Annotated in this window: 13 protein-coding genes; 5 read left to right on the top strand and 8 right to left on the bottom strand. The window is 73.4% G+C overall.

The genetic code is table 11. The annotated features are described in order from the left end of the window. Positions 1-46: 46 nt before the first annotated feature. The 5 genes from OVA14_RS07730 to OVA14_RS07710 form a co-directional block, all read right to left on the bottom strand. On the bottom strand, positions 47-2,803 hold the full coding sequence (locus OVA14_RS07730; protein ID WP_267503350.1) for a hypothetical protein: 2,757 nt from the start codon (positions 2,801-2,803) through the stop codon (positions 47-49). Positions 2,804-2,938: 135 nt separating this feature from the next. Continuing rightward, on the bottom strand, positions 2,939-4,156 hold the full coding sequence (locus OVA14_RS07725; protein ID WP_267503349.1) for an ABC transporter ATP-binding protein: 1,218 nt from the start codon (positions 4,154-4,156) through the stop codon (positions 2,939-2,941). Continuing rightward, the gene (locus OVA14_RS07720; RefSeq protein ID WP_267503348.1) at positions 4,156-5,025 is read right to left on the bottom strand and encodes an ABC transporter permease; all 870 of its coding nucleotides are present in this window, start codon (positions 5,023-5,025) and stop codon (positions 4,156-4,158) included. The genes OVA14_RS07725 and OVA14_RS07720 overlap by 1 nt, the downstream gene beginning before the upstream one ends. Positions 5,026-5,103: 78 nt before the next feature. Further along, on the bottom strand, positions 5,104-7,158 hold the full coding sequence (locus OVA14_RS07715) for an acyltransferase family protein (RefSeq protein ID WP_267503347.1): 2,055 nt from the start codon (positions 7,156-7,158) through the stop codon (positions 5,104-5,106). Positions 7,159-7,189: 31 nt separating this feature from the next. Then, a complete protein-coding gene (locus OVA14_RS07710; RefSeq protein ID WP_267503346.1) occupies positions 7,190-8,707 on the bottom strand; it encodes a glycosyltransferase family 2 protein in 1,518 nt (505 codons plus the stop codon). Positions 8,708-8,759: 52 nt separating this feature from the next. Between OVA14_RS07710 and OVA14_RS07705 the strand changes: the two genes are divergently transcribed. Further along, the gene (locus tag OVA14_RS07705) at positions 8,760-11,702 is read left to right on the top strand and encodes a glycosyltransferase (protein ID WP_267503345.1); all 2,943 of its coding nucleotides are present in this window, start codon (positions 8,760-8,762) and stop codon (positions 11,700-11,702) included. Positions 11,703-11,721: 19 nt separating this feature from the next. Here the strand turns inward: OVA14_RS07705 and OVA14_RS07700 are convergent, their stop codons facing one another. Both OVA14_RS07700 and OVA14_RS07695 read right to left on the bottom strand, forming a co-directional pair. Next, positions 11,722-12,774: a glycosyltransferase gene (locus OVA14_RS07700; RefSeq protein ID WP_267503344.1), complete on the bottom strand. Its 1,053-nt coding sequence runs from the start codon at positions 12,772-12,774 to the stop codon at positions 11,722-11,724. After that, positions 12,774-14,585, bottom strand: a complete 1,812-nt coding sequence (locus OVA14_RS07695; RefSeq protein ID WP_267503343.1) for a rhamnan synthesis F family protein — start codon at positions 14,583-14,585, stop codon at positions 12,774-12,776. Before OVA14_RS07695 ends, OVA14_RS07700 begins: the two co-directional genes overlap by 1 nt. A gap of 184 nt (positions 14,586-14,769) precedes the next feature. Between OVA14_RS07695 and OVA14_RS07690 the strand changes: the two genes are divergently transcribed. Beyond that, the gene (locus OVA14_RS07690; protein ID WP_267505527.1) at positions 14,770-15,666 is read left to right on the top strand and encodes a glycosyltransferase; all 897 of its coding nucleotides are present in this window, start codon (positions 14,770-14,772) and stop codon (positions 15,664-15,666) included. A gap of 10 nt (positions 15,667-15,676) precedes the next feature. On the opposite strand, the gene rfbA is transcribed toward OVA14_RS07690, so the two are convergent. Beyond that, entirely contained in the window at positions 15,677-16,543 is an 867-nt protein-coding gene (rfbA, locus tag OVA14_RS07685; protein ID WP_267503342.1) for a glucose-1-phosphate thymidylyltransferase RfbA, read from the bottom strand. 131 nt (positions 16,544-16,674) lie between these two features. On the opposite strand from rfbA, the gene rfbB reads away from it, so the two are divergent. From rfbB to OVA14_RS07670, 3 genes are read left to right on the top strand one after another with little or no spacing between them, the layout of a single operon-like run. After that, a complete protein-coding gene (gene rfbB / locus OVA14_RS07680; RefSeq protein ID WP_267503341.1) occupies positions 16,675-17,658 on the top strand; it encodes a dTDP-glucose 4,6-dehydratase in 984 nt (327 codons plus the stop codon). A 4-nt stretch (positions 17,659-17,662) separates the two neighbouring features. Then, on the top strand, positions 17,663-18,508 hold the full coding sequence (gene rfbD, locus OVA14_RS07675; RefSeq protein WP_267503340.1) for a dTDP-4-dehydrorhamnose reductase: 846 nt from the start codon (positions 17,663-17,665) through the stop codon (positions 18,506-18,508). After that, positions 18,505-19,614, top strand: a complete 1,110-nt coding sequence (locus OVA14_RS07670) for a glycosyltransferase family protein (protein ID WP_267503339.1) — start codon at positions 18,505-18,507, stop codon at positions 19,612-19,614. Before rfbD ends, OVA14_RS07670 begins: the two co-directional genes overlap by 4 nt. Positions 19,615-19,617: the final 3 nt, after the last annotated feature.

Below are 19,617 nucleotides of genomic sequence, written 5' to 3'. Positions count from 1 at the left end.
CAGGAGGGGCGGGACCCTCCGGGCCCGCCCCTCCTGCGCCTGACGCCTACCGCGCCGGGATGGCGCTGAGGATCGTCTGGTCGACGATCGGGGCGTAGTTGCCCGAGGGCACGGACGAGACGCGCGTGCGCGTGCCGCCGTCCACCAGCCAGGCCTGACCGTTCGAGTCGCGGATGTACGGCGACATCCACTGCGACGAGTCGCGCACCTTGCCGCACAGCGTCGGAGAGACCTCGGTGAATCGGTCGTTCCCGAACTCCGCGGCCACGCGCCATGGGAAGCGCACGAGTCGCTGGTCGACCGCGGCGTAGGAGATGCCGCCGCAGGCGACGAGCGTCGTCCGCAGGGAGCCCGTCGTGTTGGACACCTGGATCGCCTCGTTCGGCACGGCCGTCGGCCGGTGCGAGAGCCCGAGCTCCCACATGACGGTCGAGTTCGTCTGCATGAGGCGACCCTGGTCCACCAGGTAGGACGTCGAGGCGCCATGCGCCTGCACGTGCGTGCCCGTGTACCAGTACGGCGTGACCATCGTGCCGCGCGGCAGCAGGTAGAGCGTCGTCCCGCTCACGGTGGCTCGGGCCGCCGACGCGCCGGGGAGCGTGTCCGCCGTGCGGCTCGAGTCGATCGGGCGCCGGACGCCGCCCTCGATGAGCCAGAGCCCGCCGTCGGGCGCGGCGACGATCGGACCGGTCCGCTCTCCGGTCGGGCGCAGCAGCGCGCAGACATCCGCCGGCAGCACCTCGTAGGTGAAGCCCCACGCGTCGCGCGACGCCGGGTTCGTGAAGCCGATCGCACGGCCTCCGCTGCCGAGGTAGGTGCTGCTCCCGCACCAGACCCCGGGATCGGTGATCGCGGGACCGATCGGCGGCAGGCCGTTCCGCACCGAGCGCGTGACGGTGCGCGGGGCAGTGCTCAGGCCGAGCTGCCCGAGCGCGGCGAGCGAGTCGACGCGGATCGTGACATCGCGGGAGGTCAGCAGCAGTTGTCCCGAGATGCCGTCCCGGAGGAGCGTCCCCGGCGCGAAGTTCGAGCGCTCGGGCATCCAGTTGAGGTAGCCGGCCGCGCCGCGGTGGATCGTCGGCGAGAGACCGCGCTGCGATGCGAGGGACGCGACCTGCGAGGCAGCGACGGGCTGGCGCTGGCCGCCGGTGATCATCCACACCGTGCTCGAGCCCACCTCGGCCTGGAAGTGGTCGCGCGTCGACGTGCTGCCGGCCTGGGGCATCCCACGGAGGAACGGGTAGGCGAGGTCGGTGAAGAACGCGTCGCCGCCGTACTGCGCCTTCGACACCTCGAGGAGGCCACGATCCGTCACGATCCACGCGGAGTCGCCGTAGTCGATGCGGTTCGGCAGCGCGCTGGCCGACGCGCGGCCGGCGGCGAGCGATGCGCTCGAGACGACCGCGAAGCTCGAGAAGGCGCTGAGGCGCACCTGCCCCTGGTCGAGGGAGACCACGCTGCCGTTGCCGCCGCCCATCAGGCCGACGGTCCTGCCGCCGTCGCGCACGCCCCAGCCGGGAGCGAGCAGCGGCGACGCGATCGGGAGGTGGTCGATCGCCCCGGGGGACAGCCAGGAGTTCGCGTACGAGAGGCCGGCGGCGCCGAGCACGCCCGTGTCGCCGATCTCCTGGCGGCTGCCGCCGGACACGCGCCACCAGGCGCCGTCCCAGCCGACGACGTCGTTGAGCCTGCCGCCGTCCTGCAGCGCGTCGAGGATGCGCGCGCTCAGCGTCGTGCCCGAGCACGCGTAGCCCCACGCCGCCATCTGCGCGCAGGAGGCGAACTGGAACCGCTTGCCCTCGTCGACGAAGAAGGTGCGGCCGTCGCCGGATCGCAGGACGCGGCCGACCTGGCCGCCGTCGGTCGTCGAGCGGAGCCAGGCGAGCGAGACGGTCTGCACCGAGCCGAGGCGCGAGTACTCCGAGGCGATCGATGCCGACTCGAACCGGTACCGCGTCGAGCCGTCGATGAGGTACTGCTCCCCGGTGCTCTCGACCTTCACGAGCGGGCCGACGCCCGTCGGGGAGCCGAACCAGTCGCTCCACATGCGCCAGAAGTTCCGGTTGCCGTAGGCCGAGCAGCCGTCGCCCGTGCCGTAGAGGTTGCGCAGCGCCGCCGCGTTGGGCTGGTACGGCGTGTAGTTGTAGAGGCCCGCGGTGGCCTGGTTGCGGATGAAGACCTGGCTCGAGCCGCAGCCCGCGTTCGGGTTGTAGAGCACCCGATTCGTCTGCCCGGCCCGGTGCTGGTAGTTCGTGGGGTGCGCCGCGTAGCGCTGGAACTGCCGCGCCGCGTAGTAGATCTGGTAGAAGAAGCCGCCGAAGCTCGCATCGCAGGGCGCGGTGTCGGGGCAGGCGAAGCCCGTGGCGCGCGCGTAGCGGGTGGCCGAGGGCGCCGTGAGCGTGACCAGGCTCTGCTCCTTCTGGAGCAGCACGAGCAGCACCTTCGGGCTGATGTCGCAGGCGCGCGAGACCTGGTAGAGGATCGCCGCGGCCGACTGGTCCGACCGCTGCGGCATCGCGTCGCAGTAGATGCTCGCGGGCATCGCCGGAGTGGCCTGCGCGTAGTCCTTGAGGCACGTGTAGCCCGCGGCGCAGGTCCGCACCTGGCTGTCGAGGAACGACTGGATCTGGACGCCGCTCATCGCGAGGCCGTCGAAGAACTGCTCGTCGCTGATGATGTAGCCGGGGTCGAAGTCGCTCGCGACGGCGGCCTCTGCGCGTTCCGCCGACGGGGCGACGACGAGCCCGGCGGCGACGGTGACGACGGCGAGCAGCAGGGCGAGCGTGACTCGGGCGAGGCGCATGTGGATCCGATGGTCGGACGGCTGGGACCTCCACAGGGTAGCGAACCTTGAAGTATCCCTCGAGGGTTTCCGGGAGTCGATTCCGGATCGGCGTGTCGCCGAGGACGGCTCAGCAGTCCGCAGCGACCCTCGGCGTCAGTCGCGGGGCGCCGAGAGGCCGGCGTCGAGCCGCTCGAAGGCCGAGGGCACGTACACGAGCGAGCGGGCCGTCCACTGCTCGCCGCGGCGGATCCGGATCGCGCACGACTCGCGGAGGTCGTCCGCGGGGATCGGGTTGCCCTGCTCGCGCAGCTCGGCGTTCACGTGGTACTCGCCGGATGCGAACGGCAGCGAGGCGACCTCGATCTCGAGCGAGCCGTGGCCCGGCTCGAGCACGTCCGGGATCCACTGGCGATCGATGCCGTTGATGCGGAACATGTTGAGCTGCTGGGCGTTCACGACGGACGCCGAGAAGACGGGACGCTCGATCCGCTCCCGCGCCTCGAAGTCGAGCCGCAGGCGGACGGGCTCGTCGGGCGACACCTCGTCGACGGGGCGCCCGTCGGCGCCGAGCACCTGGATGCGCGTGAAGAGCGCCTCCCCCGAGCCGCGCCGCTTGCCGCCGCCCGGCAGCTCGACGACGGGCTCGCCGGAGCCCGCGTACTGGTCGACCACCTCGGCGGCCGTGCCCACCGACTGGAGCTCGCCGTGCTGCAGCCACGCCGCCCGGTCGCAGAAGGTGCGCATGGTGCCCATCGAGTGCGAGACGACCACGACCGTCTTGCCCTCGGACTTGAGCTCGTCGAACTTCCCGAGGCACTTCGCCTGGAAGTCCTTGTCGCCCACGGCCAGGACCTCGTCGACGAGCATCAGCTCCGGCTGGGTGTGGATCGCGACCGAGAACCCCAGCCGCACGTACATGCCGCTCGAGTAGTTCTTGACCGGGTGGTCGATGAACCGCTCGACCCCCGCGAAGTCGATGATCGACTCGAGCTTGCGGTCGACCTCCTTGTCGCTCATCCCGAGGATCGCGCCGTTGAGGTAGACGTTCTCGCGCCCGGAGAGCTCGGGGTGGAAGCCGGACCCCACCTCGAGCATCGCCGCCATGCGGCCGCGCGTCGTGATCTCGCCGTCGTTGGGCTGCAGGATGCCCGCGATGCACTTGAGGAGGGTCGACTTGCCCGAGCCGTTGAGCCCCAGCAGGCCGAACGTGCCGCCCTGCGGCACGTCGAGCGAGACGTCGCGCAGCGCCCAGAAGTCCTCGTACTTCGCGCGCCCGCCCTTGAGGATCGTCGCCTTGATCGACTGGTTGCGGTCGTGGTAGACGCGGAAGGTCTTCGAGACGTTCCGCACCTCGACGGCGTTCTGCGCCACTAGAGCTCCTCCACGATCTTCGCCTGGTACCTCGTGTAGACGAACAGCCCCACGACGACGGCTCCGAGCGACCACAGCGTCAGCGACAGCATGATCTGCCACTCCGGGAACGCGAAGTCGTAGACGACGCGCCGGTAGGCGGTGAGGAACTGGTAGACGGGGTTCGCCTCGAAGAGCGCGAGGAGCGGGATCGGACCCCCCAGGAAGGTGTGGCCGGCGGCGTCGAGGCTCGACTGGACGCTCGCGACGGTCGTCCGGGGGATCATGATTCCCGAGGCGTAGAAGAAGATCTGGGTGAGGATCCCCCAGAAGTGCTCGATGTCGCGGAAGTAGACGATGCCGATCGCGAGCACGAGCCCGATGCCGTAGATGAACGCGGCGGTCAGCAGCAGCAGCGGCACGAGCATCCAGATGCGGAGGAGGATCTCCCAGCCGCCCAGGAAGCCGCAGATCACCGCGACCACGGCGATCTCCGTCAGGTAGGTGATCCCCTTCGAGAGCACCTTCGAGGCGGGCAGCGTCCAGCGGGGCAGCGACACCTTCTTGAGCAGGCCCTGGTAGCTGAGGAACGACTGCATCGCCTCGCGGATGCCGCCGTTGATGAAGCCCCAGGTGACGATGCCGACGCCGAGCCACAGCGCGAAGAGGTGGATGCCCGAGTTGATGCCGGGCTCGGGCTCGGCGCCGAAGATGACGCCGAAGACGATGCCGTAGATCGCGATCTGCGCGAGCGGGTTGATGAACGACCACAGCCTGCCGAGCGCGGTGCGCTTGTACTCCGAGCGCACCTCGCGCAGGGTGAGGTTCTTGAGGAGGTTGAAGGTGATCGCGCGCGATCCCGATCGCTCGCGCTCCACGCCCGCGGTCATGCTCCTCCAGCCATCCGGCACACCCGGACGGGCGATGCACTGCCCTGGATGATACCTGCGGAGCCCCTGCGCCCCACGTCAGCCCGCCGCCGTCACGATGCGCTCGAGCAGCGTCGGGGCGAGCGAGCGCATGTACGTTGCGGTGACGTGGCCGACCGCGTCGCGGTAGACGAGCACGCCGCCGATCGACGCGGGACAGGACGCCTCGGTGCAGTAGAGGTCGGTCACGTCGACGATCGCCGCGCCGTCGGTCGCCTCGGCGGCCGCGAGCAGCGGATCCGCAGGGCTCATCGCGGCCTCGAGGGGCGTCGAGCAGTCGTCCGTCCGCGGGTCGTAGCCCACGCGGGCGACGCACGCCAGCGCCTCCTCGCTCACCGTCGGCGCGTCGCCGACGACCACGACGGTGGAGCCCGCCGCCGTCGCGCGGCCCCACGCCTCGGCATAGGCGTCGGCGGCGGCGGCGTCGCTCGAGGCCCAGCGGGCGGCGGTCGTGATGATGAGGTCGTAGTCCCCCGATGCGAGGCGCTCGGAGGCCTGCCCGATCACCTCGGCGCAATCGCTCGAGGGCTCGGGCGTGCGCCACTGGCAGCCGTAGCCGATGTAGGTGTCGAGGCTCCAGCCGAGATCGTCGAGGCTCGGCTCGATCGCCGGCATGAGCATCGCGGCATGGCTGTCGCCGACGATCGCGACCCGGCGCGCGTCGGCGGCCTCGCTGCCGAGCGTGCAGGACTCCAGCGCGCCGCCCTCCTCGCGCCAGCAGGCGTAGGCGTCGCCCGTGTCGTCCGCGAGGAGGTCTGCGCTGGGGGTCACCTCGCCGGAGAGCGTCGCGGGGTCGCAGCCGTTGGCCAGCGCGTCGTACCCCACGCATCCCTGCACCGCGACGTCCGTCGGCTCGGGCTCGGCGGGAGGGGTCGCGAGCCTCGCGCCCGCGACGGCGCCCGAGACGAGCACGATCGCGCCCGCGGCGATCCACGCCGTCGTGCGGCGCGGGGTCCACCGCCAGCGGGGCGTCAGCCAGGCGGATCGGCGCGCCGGATCCTCGATGAAGCGGTAGCTGAGCGAGGCGAGGACGACCGTCAGCGTCACGGCGCCGAGCAGGAACCAGCGCGACTCCTGCGCCACGAAGGCCGCGCCGAGGACGATGACGGGGAAGTGCCAGAGGTAGAGGGAGTAGGAGATGTCGCCGACGTAGTTCGCGACGCGGTTCGTCAGGAGCAGGTTCACGCGGTCGTAGCGGCGGCCGGCGGAGAGCCCTGCGGCGAGCACGAGCGCGGTCGAGAGCACCGGCAGCAGCCCGCTCGGCGCCGGGAACCCGGGCGTGGGCGCGATGACGAAGCACGACACGAGGATGCCCGCGGTCCCCGCGAGGCCCAGCCACGGCGCGACGGCGTGCGGCACGCGCCGCGTCGAGTACTGGGCGAGGATCGCGACGATGGCGCCGACGCCGAGCTCCCACGCCCTGGAGAGCGTCGAGAAGTAGGCGAACGCCTCGTCGGTGCGGGTCTCGTGCATCGCCCACGCGAAGGAGGCGACGGTGAGGGCCGTGGCGGCCGCGAGCACGATGCCGCCGCGCCCTGCTCGCCCCAGGGCGGCGCGCCCGGCGAGCCACAGCACCAGCACGATGACGATCGGCCACACGACGTAGAACTGCTCCTCCACCGACAGCGACCAGTAGTGCTGCACCGGGGAGGGCGCCTGCCCGGCCGAGAAGTAGTCGGTGCCCACGGTCGCGAGGCGCCAGTTGACGGTGAAGAGCGCGGCGAAGACGGCGTCGACCGCGGCCTGGACCGCTCGCGTGTGGGGCAGCGCGAAGGCCCCGACCACGACCGTGACGAGCAGGACGGTCAGCGCTGCGGGCATGAGCCGCTTGATCCGACGCCGGTAGAAGTCCGAGAAGGAGATGCGGCCCGACCGCTCGTGCTCGCGCAGGAGGAGACCGGTGATGAGGAAGCCGGAGATCACGAAGAACACGTCGACGCCGACGAAGCCGCCGAGCGGCCAGCCGGACACGTGGTTCGCGATCACGCTCACCACAGCGAGCATCCGGAGCCCCTGGATGTCGCGGCGCTGACCCGGCTTGGGGCTGCGCCGATCGTCCTTCGGCAGGTGCGCGGCAGCGGGGAGGGAGGTCATGGCACGTCTTCGGTGGTCGGAGCGGGGCGCGTCAGCGGCCGAGGCGACGGCGAGCGTAGCGCGCCGCCTTCCGGGCCGCCGCCGCGACGTGCCGGGGACGGGTCTCCCGCGCGAGCACGAGCAGGTGGCGGGGCCGGACGCGCACCGCGACGCGAGCCGCCTCCCGGATGCCGCCGCGGCGGATGCGCGCGAGCGCGTCCCGGGCGGCGTTGGCCGTCGCCTGCAGCGTCTCCGCCGGCAGCGCCTCCGCGGCCCGCGCGCGCACCTCGTCGGCGGAGACCTCGCCCTCGATCGCGAGCAGGTGGAGCTCGCGTCGCGTGAAGGCCTGGTCGGCGATGCCGGCGCGGTGCATCCTCCGCGCGAGGGCGTGCAGCCGCGCCACGTGGGCCTCGTCCGCAGTGCCGCTCGCGATGGGCGCGAGGCATGCGGAGCGCACGAGATCGGCGAGCGCCTCGTGCGCACCGGGGTCCGACTCCACGCACGCGCGCACGAAGGTCTCGACGTCGCTGCGCTCGATCGCCTCCGCCATCGCCGACCCCGGCTCGCCCAGGATCGTGCGGGCCGCGGCCCACTGGCGCTTCGCGACGAGGCCGTACGCGAGCCTCGGGCGCAGCGGGAGCCGGTCGCGCGCCCGCTGGGGCGCGGCGGTGACGAGCTCGACGAGCAGGTCGCGCACCTCCTCGAACTCGTCGTCCTCCGACTCGATCGCCACGACGCCGTGCGCCCAGATGTCGAACTCGAGGATGCCCGCGAAGTACTGCTCCAGCACGCGCTCGTCGCCGAGGCGCCGCACCGCCTCGAAGCACGCGAGCTCCTGGCGGAAGTGGTCGAGCAGCGGGCCGGGCTGGTGCTTGGCCGAGGTCATCGACGTGCGCCCGATGCGTCGCCGGTAGGCGTACACCGGCTCGGGCACCACGTCGAACGCGAACGCGCAGTAGGCGTGGGTCATGGCCTGGATGTCGTTCGAGCGGCGCGAGTCGGCGAACGCGAGCCCGGCGGAGTGCCACGAGGCACGACGGATGATGCGGTTCCAGCAGACGCGATCGCGGAGGAAGCGCGGCTCGTCCAGCAGCGTGATCCCGGTGCGCACCCCGCGGTAGAGCGGCACCGAGCGGTCGCGCGAGCTGATCTGCTGCGGCGCCATGATGAGGTGGTTCCCGACCACCATCTCGGCGCCCGATGCCCGAGCCTGGTCGACCAGGGTGCGGTAGGCGCCCGAGGGCACGATGTCGTCCCCGTCCGCGAAGGCGAGGAACTCGCCCCGCGCGAGGGTGATCGCGTGGTTGCGAGCCTGGGCCCCGCCGCTGCCGGGGTTCGCGATGATGCGGAAGCGCGGGTCGCCCGCCGCCGCCTCCTCGAAGCGCTCCACCGTGTCGTCGGTCGAGGCGTCGTCGACCACGATCACCTCGAGGTCCTGGAGGTCCTGGCCCTTGAGCGACTCCACGGTCTGCGGGATCCACTCCCCCACGTTCTTCGTGGGGATGATCACCGAGACGACGGGCGTCGGGCTCTCGCCGTCGACGACCGACGGGAACGTGCTCTGGCTCAAACGGACTCCCTACACTTGACCGGTACCCCGCCCCCGACCGATGGAGCATCCCTTGTCGAATGCCTCGACGCACGAGCGGAGCGACCGGCCTCTGATCTCGATCATCGTACCCGTCTACAACGTCGAGGCCGTCCTGCCCGAGCTGCTCGACTCGATGCTCGCGCAGACCTGGGACCACTGGGAGGCCGTGCTCGTCATCGACGGCTCGCCCGACGCCTCCGAGGCCGTCGCGCGCTCGTACGAGCGGCGCGACGCGCGATTCCGGGTGATCGCGACCGAGAATGGCGGCATCGGTCGTGCCCGCAACGTCGGGCTGGACCACGCGAACGGCTCGCTCCTCGCCTTCTCGGACTCGGACGACGTCCTGACGCCGGATGCGCTCGAGTCGCTCGTGACCGCGCTCGAGGGCACCGGCGCCGAGATCGCGACCGGCATCGGCACCGACTTCTTCCCCAACGGCCGCCGCGTGCGCTACTGGACGATGGCGGGCGAGCAGTTCTCGCGCGGCTGGGGCTCCTACCGCCTCGCGGACATGCCGTCGCTGCTCGAGGATCACGTCGTCTGGGCGAAGCTCTTCCGCCGCGACCTGCTCGACCGCATCGGCCTGCGGTTCCCGGAGGGCATCCACTGCGAGGACATCGCCCCGATGCTCCGCATGCAGCTCGCGGCCGAGACGATCGCCGTCGTGCCGCGCGAGGTCTACCTCCACCGCAGGCACGAGGCCACCGTGAGCGCCGACTACCTGCGGCCCTCCACCCTCGGCGACTGGGTGGACCAGGCGATCGAGACGATCGACGCCGTCGAGGCGCACGGCGACCGCGCCGCGACCGTGCACTACGTGGGGAGCCACACCCTCGGCCAGTGGTGGACCCGGGCGGAGCTGGTCCACCTGGTCGACGACCCTGCGCTCCTCGCGGGCATCGAGCGCCTCGCCGCGCGGATGGTCGAGGTGCTGGGCGACGACGTCGACCTGCTCGACCCGGTGCGGGGGATCGCGCTGCTGGCGTTCGCGCGCGGCGTCGCCACGCGCCGGTGGAGCGGCCTCGGGCGCGCGCTCGCAGGCCTCGGCGACGAGGAGCGGCGCGCCTGGGAGGGCGTCGAGTCCGTCGTCGCGAGCCCGCTCGCCGCGCCGACGCCCAAGGCGGCCGCCGTGACCGCGGTCGCGGCGCTCCGGGCCGCGGCGCTGCTCGACGCCTCCGAGCCGATCGAGGCCAGGCTCGCCGCCGAGATCCTCGTCTCGCGCGTCGTCGCGCCGATCGCGCACGAGCTCGTCGAGGACGCCGGAGCGCTCATCGCCGAGGCGGAGGAGGCCGTCGCGGCGCTGCCCCGCGAGGCGTTCGCGGACGTCGCGTCGCCCGCGGCGCCCGACCGCCTCCGCGGGACGGAGGTCGCCGCACTCGCCTGGACGCTGCTCGAGCGCCTCCCGCTGCGCACCGCGGCGGTGACCGGGGCCCGCCTGGAGCACCGCGGGCTCGTGCTGCGCGGCCGGGTCGACCTCGGCGCCCCCCTCACGAGCGCGGACGGCCTCAGCGTCGTGCTCCGCTCGGCCGACGGCAGCGTGCGCCGGAAGGTGCCGGTCTGGGCCACGCCGAGCGCGGAGGATCCGGCGCTCGCGGCGTTCAGCGCCCCGCTGCCGACCGACGCTCGCGTGGCGGGGCGAGCGCTGCGCGCATGGCTCCGACGCGACCGCCGCCAGCGCGGCCCGATCGAGCTGCCCCTCGCGGCCACGGAGCCGCCCGTCCGCCTCGACATCGACGACCCCATCGACCGCGTGCGCGTCGAGGTGGGGTTCGCGGCACCTGCGCCGCTGCGGTGGACGGTCGAGCGCCGGCACGAGGCGGTCACCGCCGCCCCGCGCCCGGAGCGCGAGCACCGCAGGGTCTACTCGTTCCCCGACTGGGGCGAGAACCCCTACGTGGCGATGCTGCAGCTCGCCGCGCGCGGCGCGGGCATCGGCATCCCGGGCTCGGAGCGCCCCGACGCCCTCATCGGCGACCTCGAGAAGCCGAGCGCCGACGGCATCGTCCACATCCAGTGGACGAGCCCCATCACCGAGCGGGCGCACGACCAGGCCGACGCGGACGCGACGGTCGACGGGGTGCTCGCGGGCCTCGACGCCGCGCGCGCGCACGGCCGCCCGATCCTCTGGACCGTGCACAACGTGCTCCCCCACGACTCGCGCTTCCGCGACGCCGCGATCCGCCTCCACCAGGGCATCGCCGACCGGGCCGATCTCATCCACACGCTCGGCACGACGACGCAGGAGGCGATCGGCGACCTCTACGTGCTGCCGCCCGAGAAGGTGCGCGTGCTGCCGCACTCGAGCTACGCCGGCATCTACGGCGCACGGCTCGAGCAGGCGGCGGCGCGCGAGGAGATCGGCGCGGGCCAGGGCACGACGCAGGCGCTGTTCTTCGGCCAGATCCGCCCCTACAAGGGCCTCGAGCACCTCTTCGAGGCCGCGCGCCGGCTGCACGGCACCGAGACGCCGATCGAGGTGCTGCTCGCCGGCAAGCCCGCGCCGAAGATCCGCGACGAGGTGCAGCGCTTCGTCGACTCGGAGGTCGACGTCACGGCCGCGCTCCGCTACATGGAGGACGACGAGATCGCCGCCTGGTTCTCGGCCGCCGACGTCGCGGTGCTGCCGTACCGCAACATCCTCAACTCGGGCACGATGCACCTCGCGGCCACCTTCGGCCTGCCGGTGATGCTGCCCGACGAGCACACGATCACCGCCGACTACGGCGACGAGGCCTGGATCCGGTTCTTCGACACCGAGGACCCGGCGGCGTCGATCGCCGAGCTGCTGGCCTCCGGCTGGTACCGCGACCCGGCGGTGCGGGAGTCGGCGCTCGCCTACGCGCGCGAGCGCTCGCCGTACGCGATGGGCGAGGACTACCTGGCGCTGCTCGACGAGGTCGAGGCGGTGGCCGCCGCCCGCCGCTCGACCGAGCCGGCGCGCCCGCGCCGTCGGCGCTTCCTGCGCCGCCGCTGACGCGGACGCGTCCCGTGGCTCAGGCCTCGCGCGCCTCGTGGAGGAGCGCGAGGTAGGCCGCTCCCGCCTGCTCGCCCGTCCACGCGGCCGCGTGGGCGAGCGCGGCGGCGCGCGCCTCGGCGTCGTCGACGACCACCGCCTCGATCGCCGCTCGCAGGCCCTCGGGGCCGTCGAAGAGCGTCACCCAGCGCTCGTCGCCCAGCTCGCGCCGCAGGTGCGGCTCGTCGGGCAGCAGCACCGGTGCGCCGTACGTGGCCGCCAGCAGCACGCTGCCCGAGTTGAGGATGCGGCGGTACGGCAGCGCGACCGCGTCGGCGGCCGCGAACCAGCCCGGCACGGCCGCGTCGTCGACGAAGCGCAGCTCGCGGATCGCGCGCAGCCCGGGATGGTCCGAGAGCGCCGCCTCGATCGCGGCGGCCTCCTCGGGCGTCGCGTTGCCTGCGAGCAGCAGCACGATGCCGTCGGCGCGCCGGGCCTCCCCTGCCGCCGCGACGAGCTCGAGCACGCCCTTGTAGGCGCGCATCTGCCCGAGGAACAGCACCGCGGCCTCGCGCTCGCCGATGCCGAGGCGCGCGCGCTCGGCGGCGCGGTCGGCGGCCGGCGCGACGGCGCCCGCGTAGCTCGGGTGCGCGATGTGTCGCACCCGATCGGCCGGGAGGCGGTAGCGGGGCGCCGCGAGCGCCGCGGTGTCGGGGTGCATGACGTGGACGCGGTCGGCCTCCGCCGCCAGCATCCGGTGCAGCCAGCGCTCGATGCGGGGGAAGCGCGCGCCGTGCGGCAGCACGTTGTGGACGGTCCAGACCACGCGAGCACCCTGCGCCTTCGCGGCGCGGAGCAGTCGGCGCAGGCGGAGCGCGTTCCGCACGGCGACCGCGGGGTTGCGCGTCGACTGCGCGACGGGGTTCGTCCAGTGGATCGAGAGCACGGTCTCGGCGGGTCCGACCGCGAGCGCCGCCGCGAGCTCGTCGAGCGTGCGGGCGTCGACGATCGTCGCGCCCTCGCGCTCGGCGCCCGAGAGCAGGAGGCCGAGGAACGGATTCTCGCGGTACGCGGGGAAGACGACGACGCGCATCAGCCGTCCTCGCGGAGGCGGCGCATCGCCTCCCGGGCGCCGCGCACGAGGCCCGCCGCGCCGCGGCCCGCGACGCGCGCCGCGCGCACGGCCGCGCCCGCGGGGATCGCGGCGGCCCGCGTCGCGGCGTGCGCGAGCTGCACCTGCTGGCGCGCGGTGCCGGGCACGTCGCGCAGGATCTCCTGCAGCTTCCACTCGAGCAGCTGGTGCGACTCGGCGGCGAGCTCGGGGCTCGTCACCGTGCGCACCGTATAGCCCTCGCTGATGGCGGCGTAGGCGAAGAGCCGCTCCACGACGTGGGCGGTGCCGCCGTCCCGGTAGCCGGACTCGTCCGGGAAGTCGCGCCAGCCGAGGCTGTCGACGAGCGGCCGGAGCGCCTCGGGTCGGGCCGCGAACATCGAGCCGAAGGGCGCGAGCGGCGAGCCCTCGTCGAACGGCACGTCGATGCCGAGGCGGCTCGCCATGCGCTCCGCGGCGGGGCGGTTGCCGAACCAGGCACGGCCGAGCGTCGGGTAGCCGACGTGGATCTGCGGCGGCATGGCCATGCCCAGCTCGGGCTCGTCGATGAAGAGCTGGAGGAGGGCGTTCTGCTGGTGCTGCTGCCCGAGGAGGCTCCCGAGCGCATGACGCTGGAAGCGCGTCCCGCGGGGCAGCGGATCCTGCGGCGACTGCTTCGAGTGCAGCTTCAGCACGACGTCGAAGGCGTAGCGGCCGTCCGCGCCGGGCCGCAGCAGGTCGGCGCAGCCGATGAGGAACGCCGAGATGTCGCGTCCCCGGTTCGACTCGACCACGCGCACCTCGAAGCGCTGCAGGCGCTGCAGCCACCGCGAGACCTCGACCTCGAAGCGATGCTCGATCGCCGCCTTCGACTCCTCGGAGCCGGTGGTGACGATCCACGTCCAGTCGACGGGCATGTGCTGCAGCGAGACGCCGACGGTCGGCAGCGCCTCCGGGTAGTAGATGTGCGTCAGGACGCCGAGCCGCGGCGGGATGCCGCCCCCGATCTCCGGGAAGCCCGTGAGGATCCGCAGGCCCTGCATCGCGGTGTGGACCTGCCGCGGCGGTGCGACGTGCTGAAGGTCGCGCGCCAGCACTCGGCCCGAGTAGTCCCAGCCGAGCACTCGCGCGGCCGCTCCGCTGTCGAGGGCGAGGTCCTCGATCACGAGCGGGTCCGCCGTCAGCAGCACCCGCTCGACGAAGCCGCCGTGGCCGGGCGACTCGAGGGTCACCCGCTCGGCGCGGTCCACCGCCCCGAGCCGCGACACGACGTCGAGCCCGGCCTCGCGGAGCGCCAGGACGAGGTCGTGCATGCCGAGCGAGCCTGTGTCGGTCCGGGCCCCGTGCCACCACTCGCGCCACGTCGCGCTGCGATGGACGGTGCCCGACCACAGCCACGGCGAGGGCTCGAGGGCGTGTCGCGGCGCGGTCGGGACGAGGAGCCACGCGTCCGCAGCGGCGCCTTCGCGCGTGACCCAGCGCTCCGGTTCTGGCTGCTCGATCCCGCGCAGCGGCCCGTATCGCTCCGTGTCGGTGACGAGCACCGACGACGCCGCGCGCACCTCGTCGTCGACGGCGGCGAGGCCTGCGGCCAGCAGCGCGATCGCGGTCGGCGCCGGCGCGACGACGACGCGGTCGGCCACGGCCTCCGCGCGCTGGCGGCCGGCGGGCATGAGGGCGTCGGCGACGAGCACGACGCGGTCGACGATCTGTCGCAGCCCCTCGACGAGCAGGTCGACGCGCTCGCCGACCTCTCCGCGCGGGTCGCGGTGGGCGACGATCGCGATGCGTGCGCCGGCTGCCTCGATGCTCATCGTGCTCAGGCTATCCGGCGCCCTTCCCATGGTCGCCGCACAGTCGATGCAGGGCGTCGGCAGCAGCCCCCGCGGGTAGGCTTCCTCATCGGACCGCGCCCCCGCGCTCCGACGGATCACGGAGGCAATCCTGAGCGACACCGAGCCCGCCGCGCGCGCCGCGCGCCCGCTCGTCGCCGTGCTCATGGCGACCTACGAGGGCGCCGCCTTCATCGAGGAGCAGCTGCGCACGATCCTCGACCAGGAGGGCGTCGACGTGCGCATCGTGGTCTCGGACGACGGCTCGAGCGACGACACGCTCGCGATCCTCGAGCGGATGGGCGACGAGCGCATCGTCCTGCTCCCGCCCGAGCGCTCCGGCTCGGCCTCCGCGAACTTCCTCCGGCTCGTGCGCGACGCGGACGTGACCGGCGCGACGGCGATCGCCCTCGCCGACCAGGACGACCGCTGGCACCACGACCGGCTCGCGCGCCAGCTCGCGCTCATCGCGCGCCACGAGGTCGATGCGGTCTCCTCGAGCGTCACCGCGTTCTGGACGGACCCGGACGGCTCGGAGCGCACCGCGTACGTCGAGAAGTCGCAGCCGCAGACCGACCTGGACTTCCTGCTCGAGTCGGCGGGCCCGGGCTGCACGTTCGTGCTCACCGCCGCCGCGTTCACCGGCATCCGCGAGGTCGTCCGCACGCACCCGCTCGTCGACACGACCGTGCCGCACGACTGGACGCTCTACGCGATCGCGCGCGCGACCGGCCGCCGCTGGCACATCGACCCGGAGCCCACGCTCGACTACCGCCAGCACGGCACCAACGTCATGGGGGCGAACCGCGGCATCCGGCCCGCGCTCGTGCGAGCGCGCCGCCTGGCGAGCGGCCACTACCGCTCGCAGTGCCGCGCGATCGCGCGGCTCGCGCTCGCGCTCGCGCAGCCGCCGCTGCAGCCCCGGCTGGCGCGCGTGGCGCCGCTCTTCGAGCGCAGCGACCTCGGGTCCCGGATGGCGCTGCGGCGCCTCGCCGGGGAGCTGCGGCGCGAACCGGCGGAGCGGCGATGGCTCGCCCTCGCGCTCACGCTCGGCCTCTGGTGAGGCGGGAGCCTCAGCGCTGCTCGGGCAGGCGCTCCAGGTACTCGCCGTAGCCCGACTTCAGGAGCGGCTGCGCGAGGGCCCGCAGCCGCTCGTCGTCGATCCAGCCGGCGCGCCATGCGATCTCCTCGATGCAGCCGATCTTGGTGCCCTGCCGCTGCTCGATGACCCGCACGTACTCGCTCGCGGCCATCATCGACTCGAACGTGCCCGTGTCGAGCCACGCGACGCCCCGGTCGAGCACCTGCACCTGCAGCCGGCCCTCGCGGAGGTAGTGGTCGTTGATGGCGGTGATCTCGAGCTCGCCGCGGGCGCTCGGCGTGATCGTGCGCGCGACCTCGACGACGCTCGCGTCGTAGAAGTAGAGGCCCGGCACCGCGTAGCTCGACTTCGGCGACTCGGGCTTCTCCTCGATCGAGACGGCGGCACCGTGCTCGTCGAACTCCACGACGCCGTAGGCCCGCGGGTTCGCCACGCGGTAGGCGAAGATGAGGCCGCCCTCGACGTCGTCGTGCTGCCGGAGGCTCGAGCCCAGTCCCGTGCCGTGGAAGATGTTGTCGCCCAGCACGAGCGCGACGGGCTCGTCGCCGATGAAGTCCGCGCCGATGAGGAAGGCCTGCGCGAGGCCCTCGGGCTTCGGCTGCTGCGCGTACTCGATGCGCATGCCGAGCTCCGAGCCGTCGCCGAGCAGCCGCTCGAACTGCTCGTGGTGCTCGGGCGTCGTGATCACGAGCACCTCGCGGATCCCGGCCATCATCAGCGTCGACAGCGGGTAGTAGATCATGGGCTTGTCGAAGATCGGGACGAGCTGCTTCGAGATGCCGCGGGTGATGGGCCACAGGCGCGTGCCCGAGCCGCCCGCAAGGATGATGCCGCGCATCGACGCCCCTCCTCCGTGGTCTGCCGCCAGCGAGCCTACCCGTGCCCGCCCAGGGCGGCCCTCCCGAGGGCGCCCCCGCGTAGGATGGGTCGCCGTACGCCGGTCCGCCGGCATGGGAAAGGAAACGACGCGTGCAGATCCTCGTGACCGGCGGCGCCGGCTTCATCGGCTCGAACTTCGTCCGCATGGCCCTGGCGGACCGCCTGCCCGGCCTCGAGGGCGCATCGATCACCGTGCTCGACGCACTGACCTACTCCGGCAACCCGCAGAACCTGGCGCCCATCGCCGAGCACCCGCACTACGCGTTCGTCCATGGCGACATCCGCGACACGGGCCTCCTCGACCGCATCCTCCCCGGCGTCGACGCCATCGTGCACTTCGCCGCCGAGAGCCACGTCGACCGCTCCGTGCGCGACGCCTCGGTGTTCGTCGAGACGAACGTCGTCGGCACGCAGCGGCTCCTCGACGCGGCGCTCCGCCACGACGTGCGCCGCTTCGTGCACGTCTCCACCGACGAGGTCTACGGCTCGATCGACGAGGGCTCCTGGAGCGAGGACCGCCCGCTCGAGCCCAACAGCCCCTACTCGGCGTCGAAGGCGGGGAGCGACCTGCTCGCCCGCTCCTACCACCGCACCCACGGCATGGACGTCCGGATCACGCGCTGCTCGAACAACTACGGGCCCTACCACTTCCCCGAGAAGCTCATCCCGCTCTTCGTCACGAACCTCATCGACGGACACCGCGTCCCGCTCTACGGCGACGGCGAGAACGTGCGCGACTGGCTCCACGTCGACGACCACTGCCGCGGCATCGCGCTCGTCCTCAGCGGCGGCCGCCCCGGCGAGGTCTACAACATCGGCGGCGGCACCGAGCTGACCAACCGACGGCTCACCGAGCTGCTGCTGGAGGCGACGGGCGCCGACTGGTCCTCGGTCGACGCCGTCGCCGACCGCAAGGGCCATGACCGCCGGTACTCGGTCGACATCTCGAAGATCCAGGCGGAGCTCGGCTACGCGCCCCAGGTGCCCTTCGAGCAGGGCCTCGCCGACGTCGTGCAGTGGTACCGCGACCACCGCTCCTGGTGGGAGCCGCTCAAGGAGCGGGCGGCGCTCTAGGCCCATGCGCATCCTCATCGCCGGCGGCACCGGCATGCTCGGCATCGACCTCGTCGAGGCGCTCTCGCACCACGACGTGGTCTCGACCGGCTCGGCCCAGCTGGACATCCGCGATCCCGAGGCCTGCCGCGACGCGGTGCGCGGCATCGACGCGATCGTGAACTGCGCCGCGTACACGCGCGTCGACGATGCCGAGGCCGACGAGGAGGCGGCCTTCGCGCTCAACGCGCAGGGCGCTGCGAACCTCGCCGCCGCCGCCGCCGAGCAGGGCGCCGTGCTGGTGCAGGTCTCCACGGACTACGTCTTCCGCGGCGATGCGCGCGAACCCTACGCGGAGGACGCCGCGGTCGATCCCGTCTCGGCGTACGGTCGGACCAAGGCCGAGGGCGAGCGGCTCGCGGTCGAGGCGAACCCCGACACGATCGTGGTCCGCACGGCGTGGCTGTACGGCCGCGGAGGCCCCTCGTTCCCCGCCACGATGCTCCGGCTCGCCGGGCAGCGCGAGACGCTCGACGTCGTGGACGACCAGCGCGGCCAGCCCACCTGGACCCGCGACCTCGCCGGCGCCATCCGCGCGCTCCTCGAGGCGGGTGTGCGCTCGGGCACCTTCCACGGCACGAACGCCGGCGAGGCGACCTGGTTCGACCTCGCTCGCGCCGTGCTCGAGGAGGCGGGCCTCGACCCCGAGCGCGTGCGCCCCACCGACTCCGCCTCCTTCGTGCGCGCCGCGCCTCGACCGGCGTGGTCCGTGCTCGCGCACGATGCCTGGGCGGCCCGTGGCCTCGCGCCCATGCGCCCCTGGCGCGAGGCGCTCCACGAGGCGGTCGCGCGCGGCGAGGTCGCGGCGTGACCGGCCGCCTCACGGTCGTCCTCGACGAGGTCGGCGAGCGCTCCACGACGATGGTCGGCCGCTACGGCGCCGAGATCGCCCGCGCCCTCGTGGCGACCGCCCCCGATGGCTTCGAGGTCGCAGGACTCGCCGCACGCATCTCCCCCGCGCGCGAGGAGCGCGTGCACGCCCTCGTCCCGGGGCTCGCCGAGCTGCGCCAGACCGCCGTGCCCGCCAGGGAGCTGCGGCAGGCGTGGCTCCGCTCGCTCACGACGCTGCCCGTGCGCGGCCTCGTGCACTCCACGAGCCTGCTCGCGCCCACCGGCCTCGACGCGGGCACGGGCGACCAGGTGACGGTCACGCTGCACGGCCTCCAGCCGCTCTCGGACCGCTCCGAGCGGAAGGCCCGCTGGTTCGAGCGCGCGCTGCACCGCTCGGTGCGGCGCGCCGACGGCATCGTCGTGCCGACGACCGCCGTCGCCGAGGACCTCGCGGAGCGCTTCGACGTGGGCGATCGCGCGCGCGTCATCCACCCGGCCCCCGCCGCCTGGCTGCGGGCGCCCGAGGACGACGCCGGGACGGTGCGGCGCCTCGGCCTGCCGGACGAGTACGTGCTCGCCGTGACCTCGCCGGGCGCGCGCGGCCAGGCGGAGCGCCTCGTCGCGACCGTCGCGAGCCGCTCCATGCCCGACGTCCGGGTCGTCGTCGCCGGGCCCGTGAGCTGGGGCGAGACGACCCTCGCGGCGCTCGCCGTGGAGGCCGGCATCCCCGCGGGCCGCATCATCATGGTCGGCGACCTCGACGACGCCGACCTCGCCGTCGCCTACGCGCGCGCCCTCGCGCACCTCCACGTCTCGGAGGCGGACGCGCTGGGGCTCACGCTCCTCGAGGCAGCCGCCCTCGGCACGCCCACCGTGCACGCCGCCACCCGCTCGCTGCTCGAGATCGGCGGCGAGGCGAGCGTGCCCGTCGTCGGCGGGCCCGACCGCCTCGCGGCCTCCCTCGGCCGCCTGCTCGACGACGGCGACGAGCGCACGCGCCTCGGCCTGCACGCGCAGGACCGCGCCCGCGCCTTCACCTGGGAGGCCGCCGCCGCCCAGGTGTGGCAGCTGCACGCCGAGCTGTAGCGG

It is taken from the genome of Agrococcus sp. SL85, assembly GCF_026625845.1.
In the GTDB taxonomy this organism is placed as follows: Bacteria; Actinomycetota; Actinomycetes; order Actinomycetales; family Microbacteriaceae; genus Agrococcus.
The sequence above is the reverse complement of the archived record's forward strand: the minus strand, read 5'-3'. Positions and strand labels throughout refer to the sequence as shown.

Excerpts from the sequence above, each read along its gene's own strand:
- OVA14_RS07700 (WP_267503344.1), bottom strand. The coding sequence starts at position 12,774 with ATGCGCGTCGTCGTCTTCCCCGCGTACCGCGAGAATCCGTTCCTCGGC.
- OVA14_RS07690 (WP_267505527.1), top strand. The coding sequence starts at position 14,770 with ATGGCGACCTACGAGGGCGCCGCCTTCATCGAGGAGCAGCTGCGCACG.
- OVA14_RS07730 (WP_267503350.1), bottom strand. The coding sequence starts at position 2,803 with ATGCGCCTCGCCCGAGTCACGCTCGCCCTGCTGCTCGCCGTCGTCACC.
- rfbD (WP_267503340.1), top strand. The coding sequence starts at position 17,663 with ATGCGCATCCTCATCGCCGGCGGCACCGGCATGCTCGGCATCGACCTC.
- OVA14_RS07715 (WP_267503347.1), bottom strand. The coding sequence starts at position 7,158 with ATGACCTCCCTCCCCGCTGCCGCGCACCTGCCGAAGGACGATCGGCGC.
- rfbA (WP_267503342.1), bottom strand. The coding sequence starts at position 16,543 with ATGCGCGGCATCATCCTTGCGGGCGGCTCGGGCACGCGCCTGTGGCCC.
- OVA14_RS07695 (WP_267503343.1), bottom strand. The coding sequence starts at position 14,585 with ATGAGCATCGAGGCAGCCGGCGCACGCATCGCGATCGTCGCCCACCGC.
- OVA14_RS07720 (WP_267503348.1), bottom strand. The coding sequence starts at position 5,025 with ATGACCGCGGGCGTGGAGCGCGAGCGATCGGGATCGCGCGCGATCACC.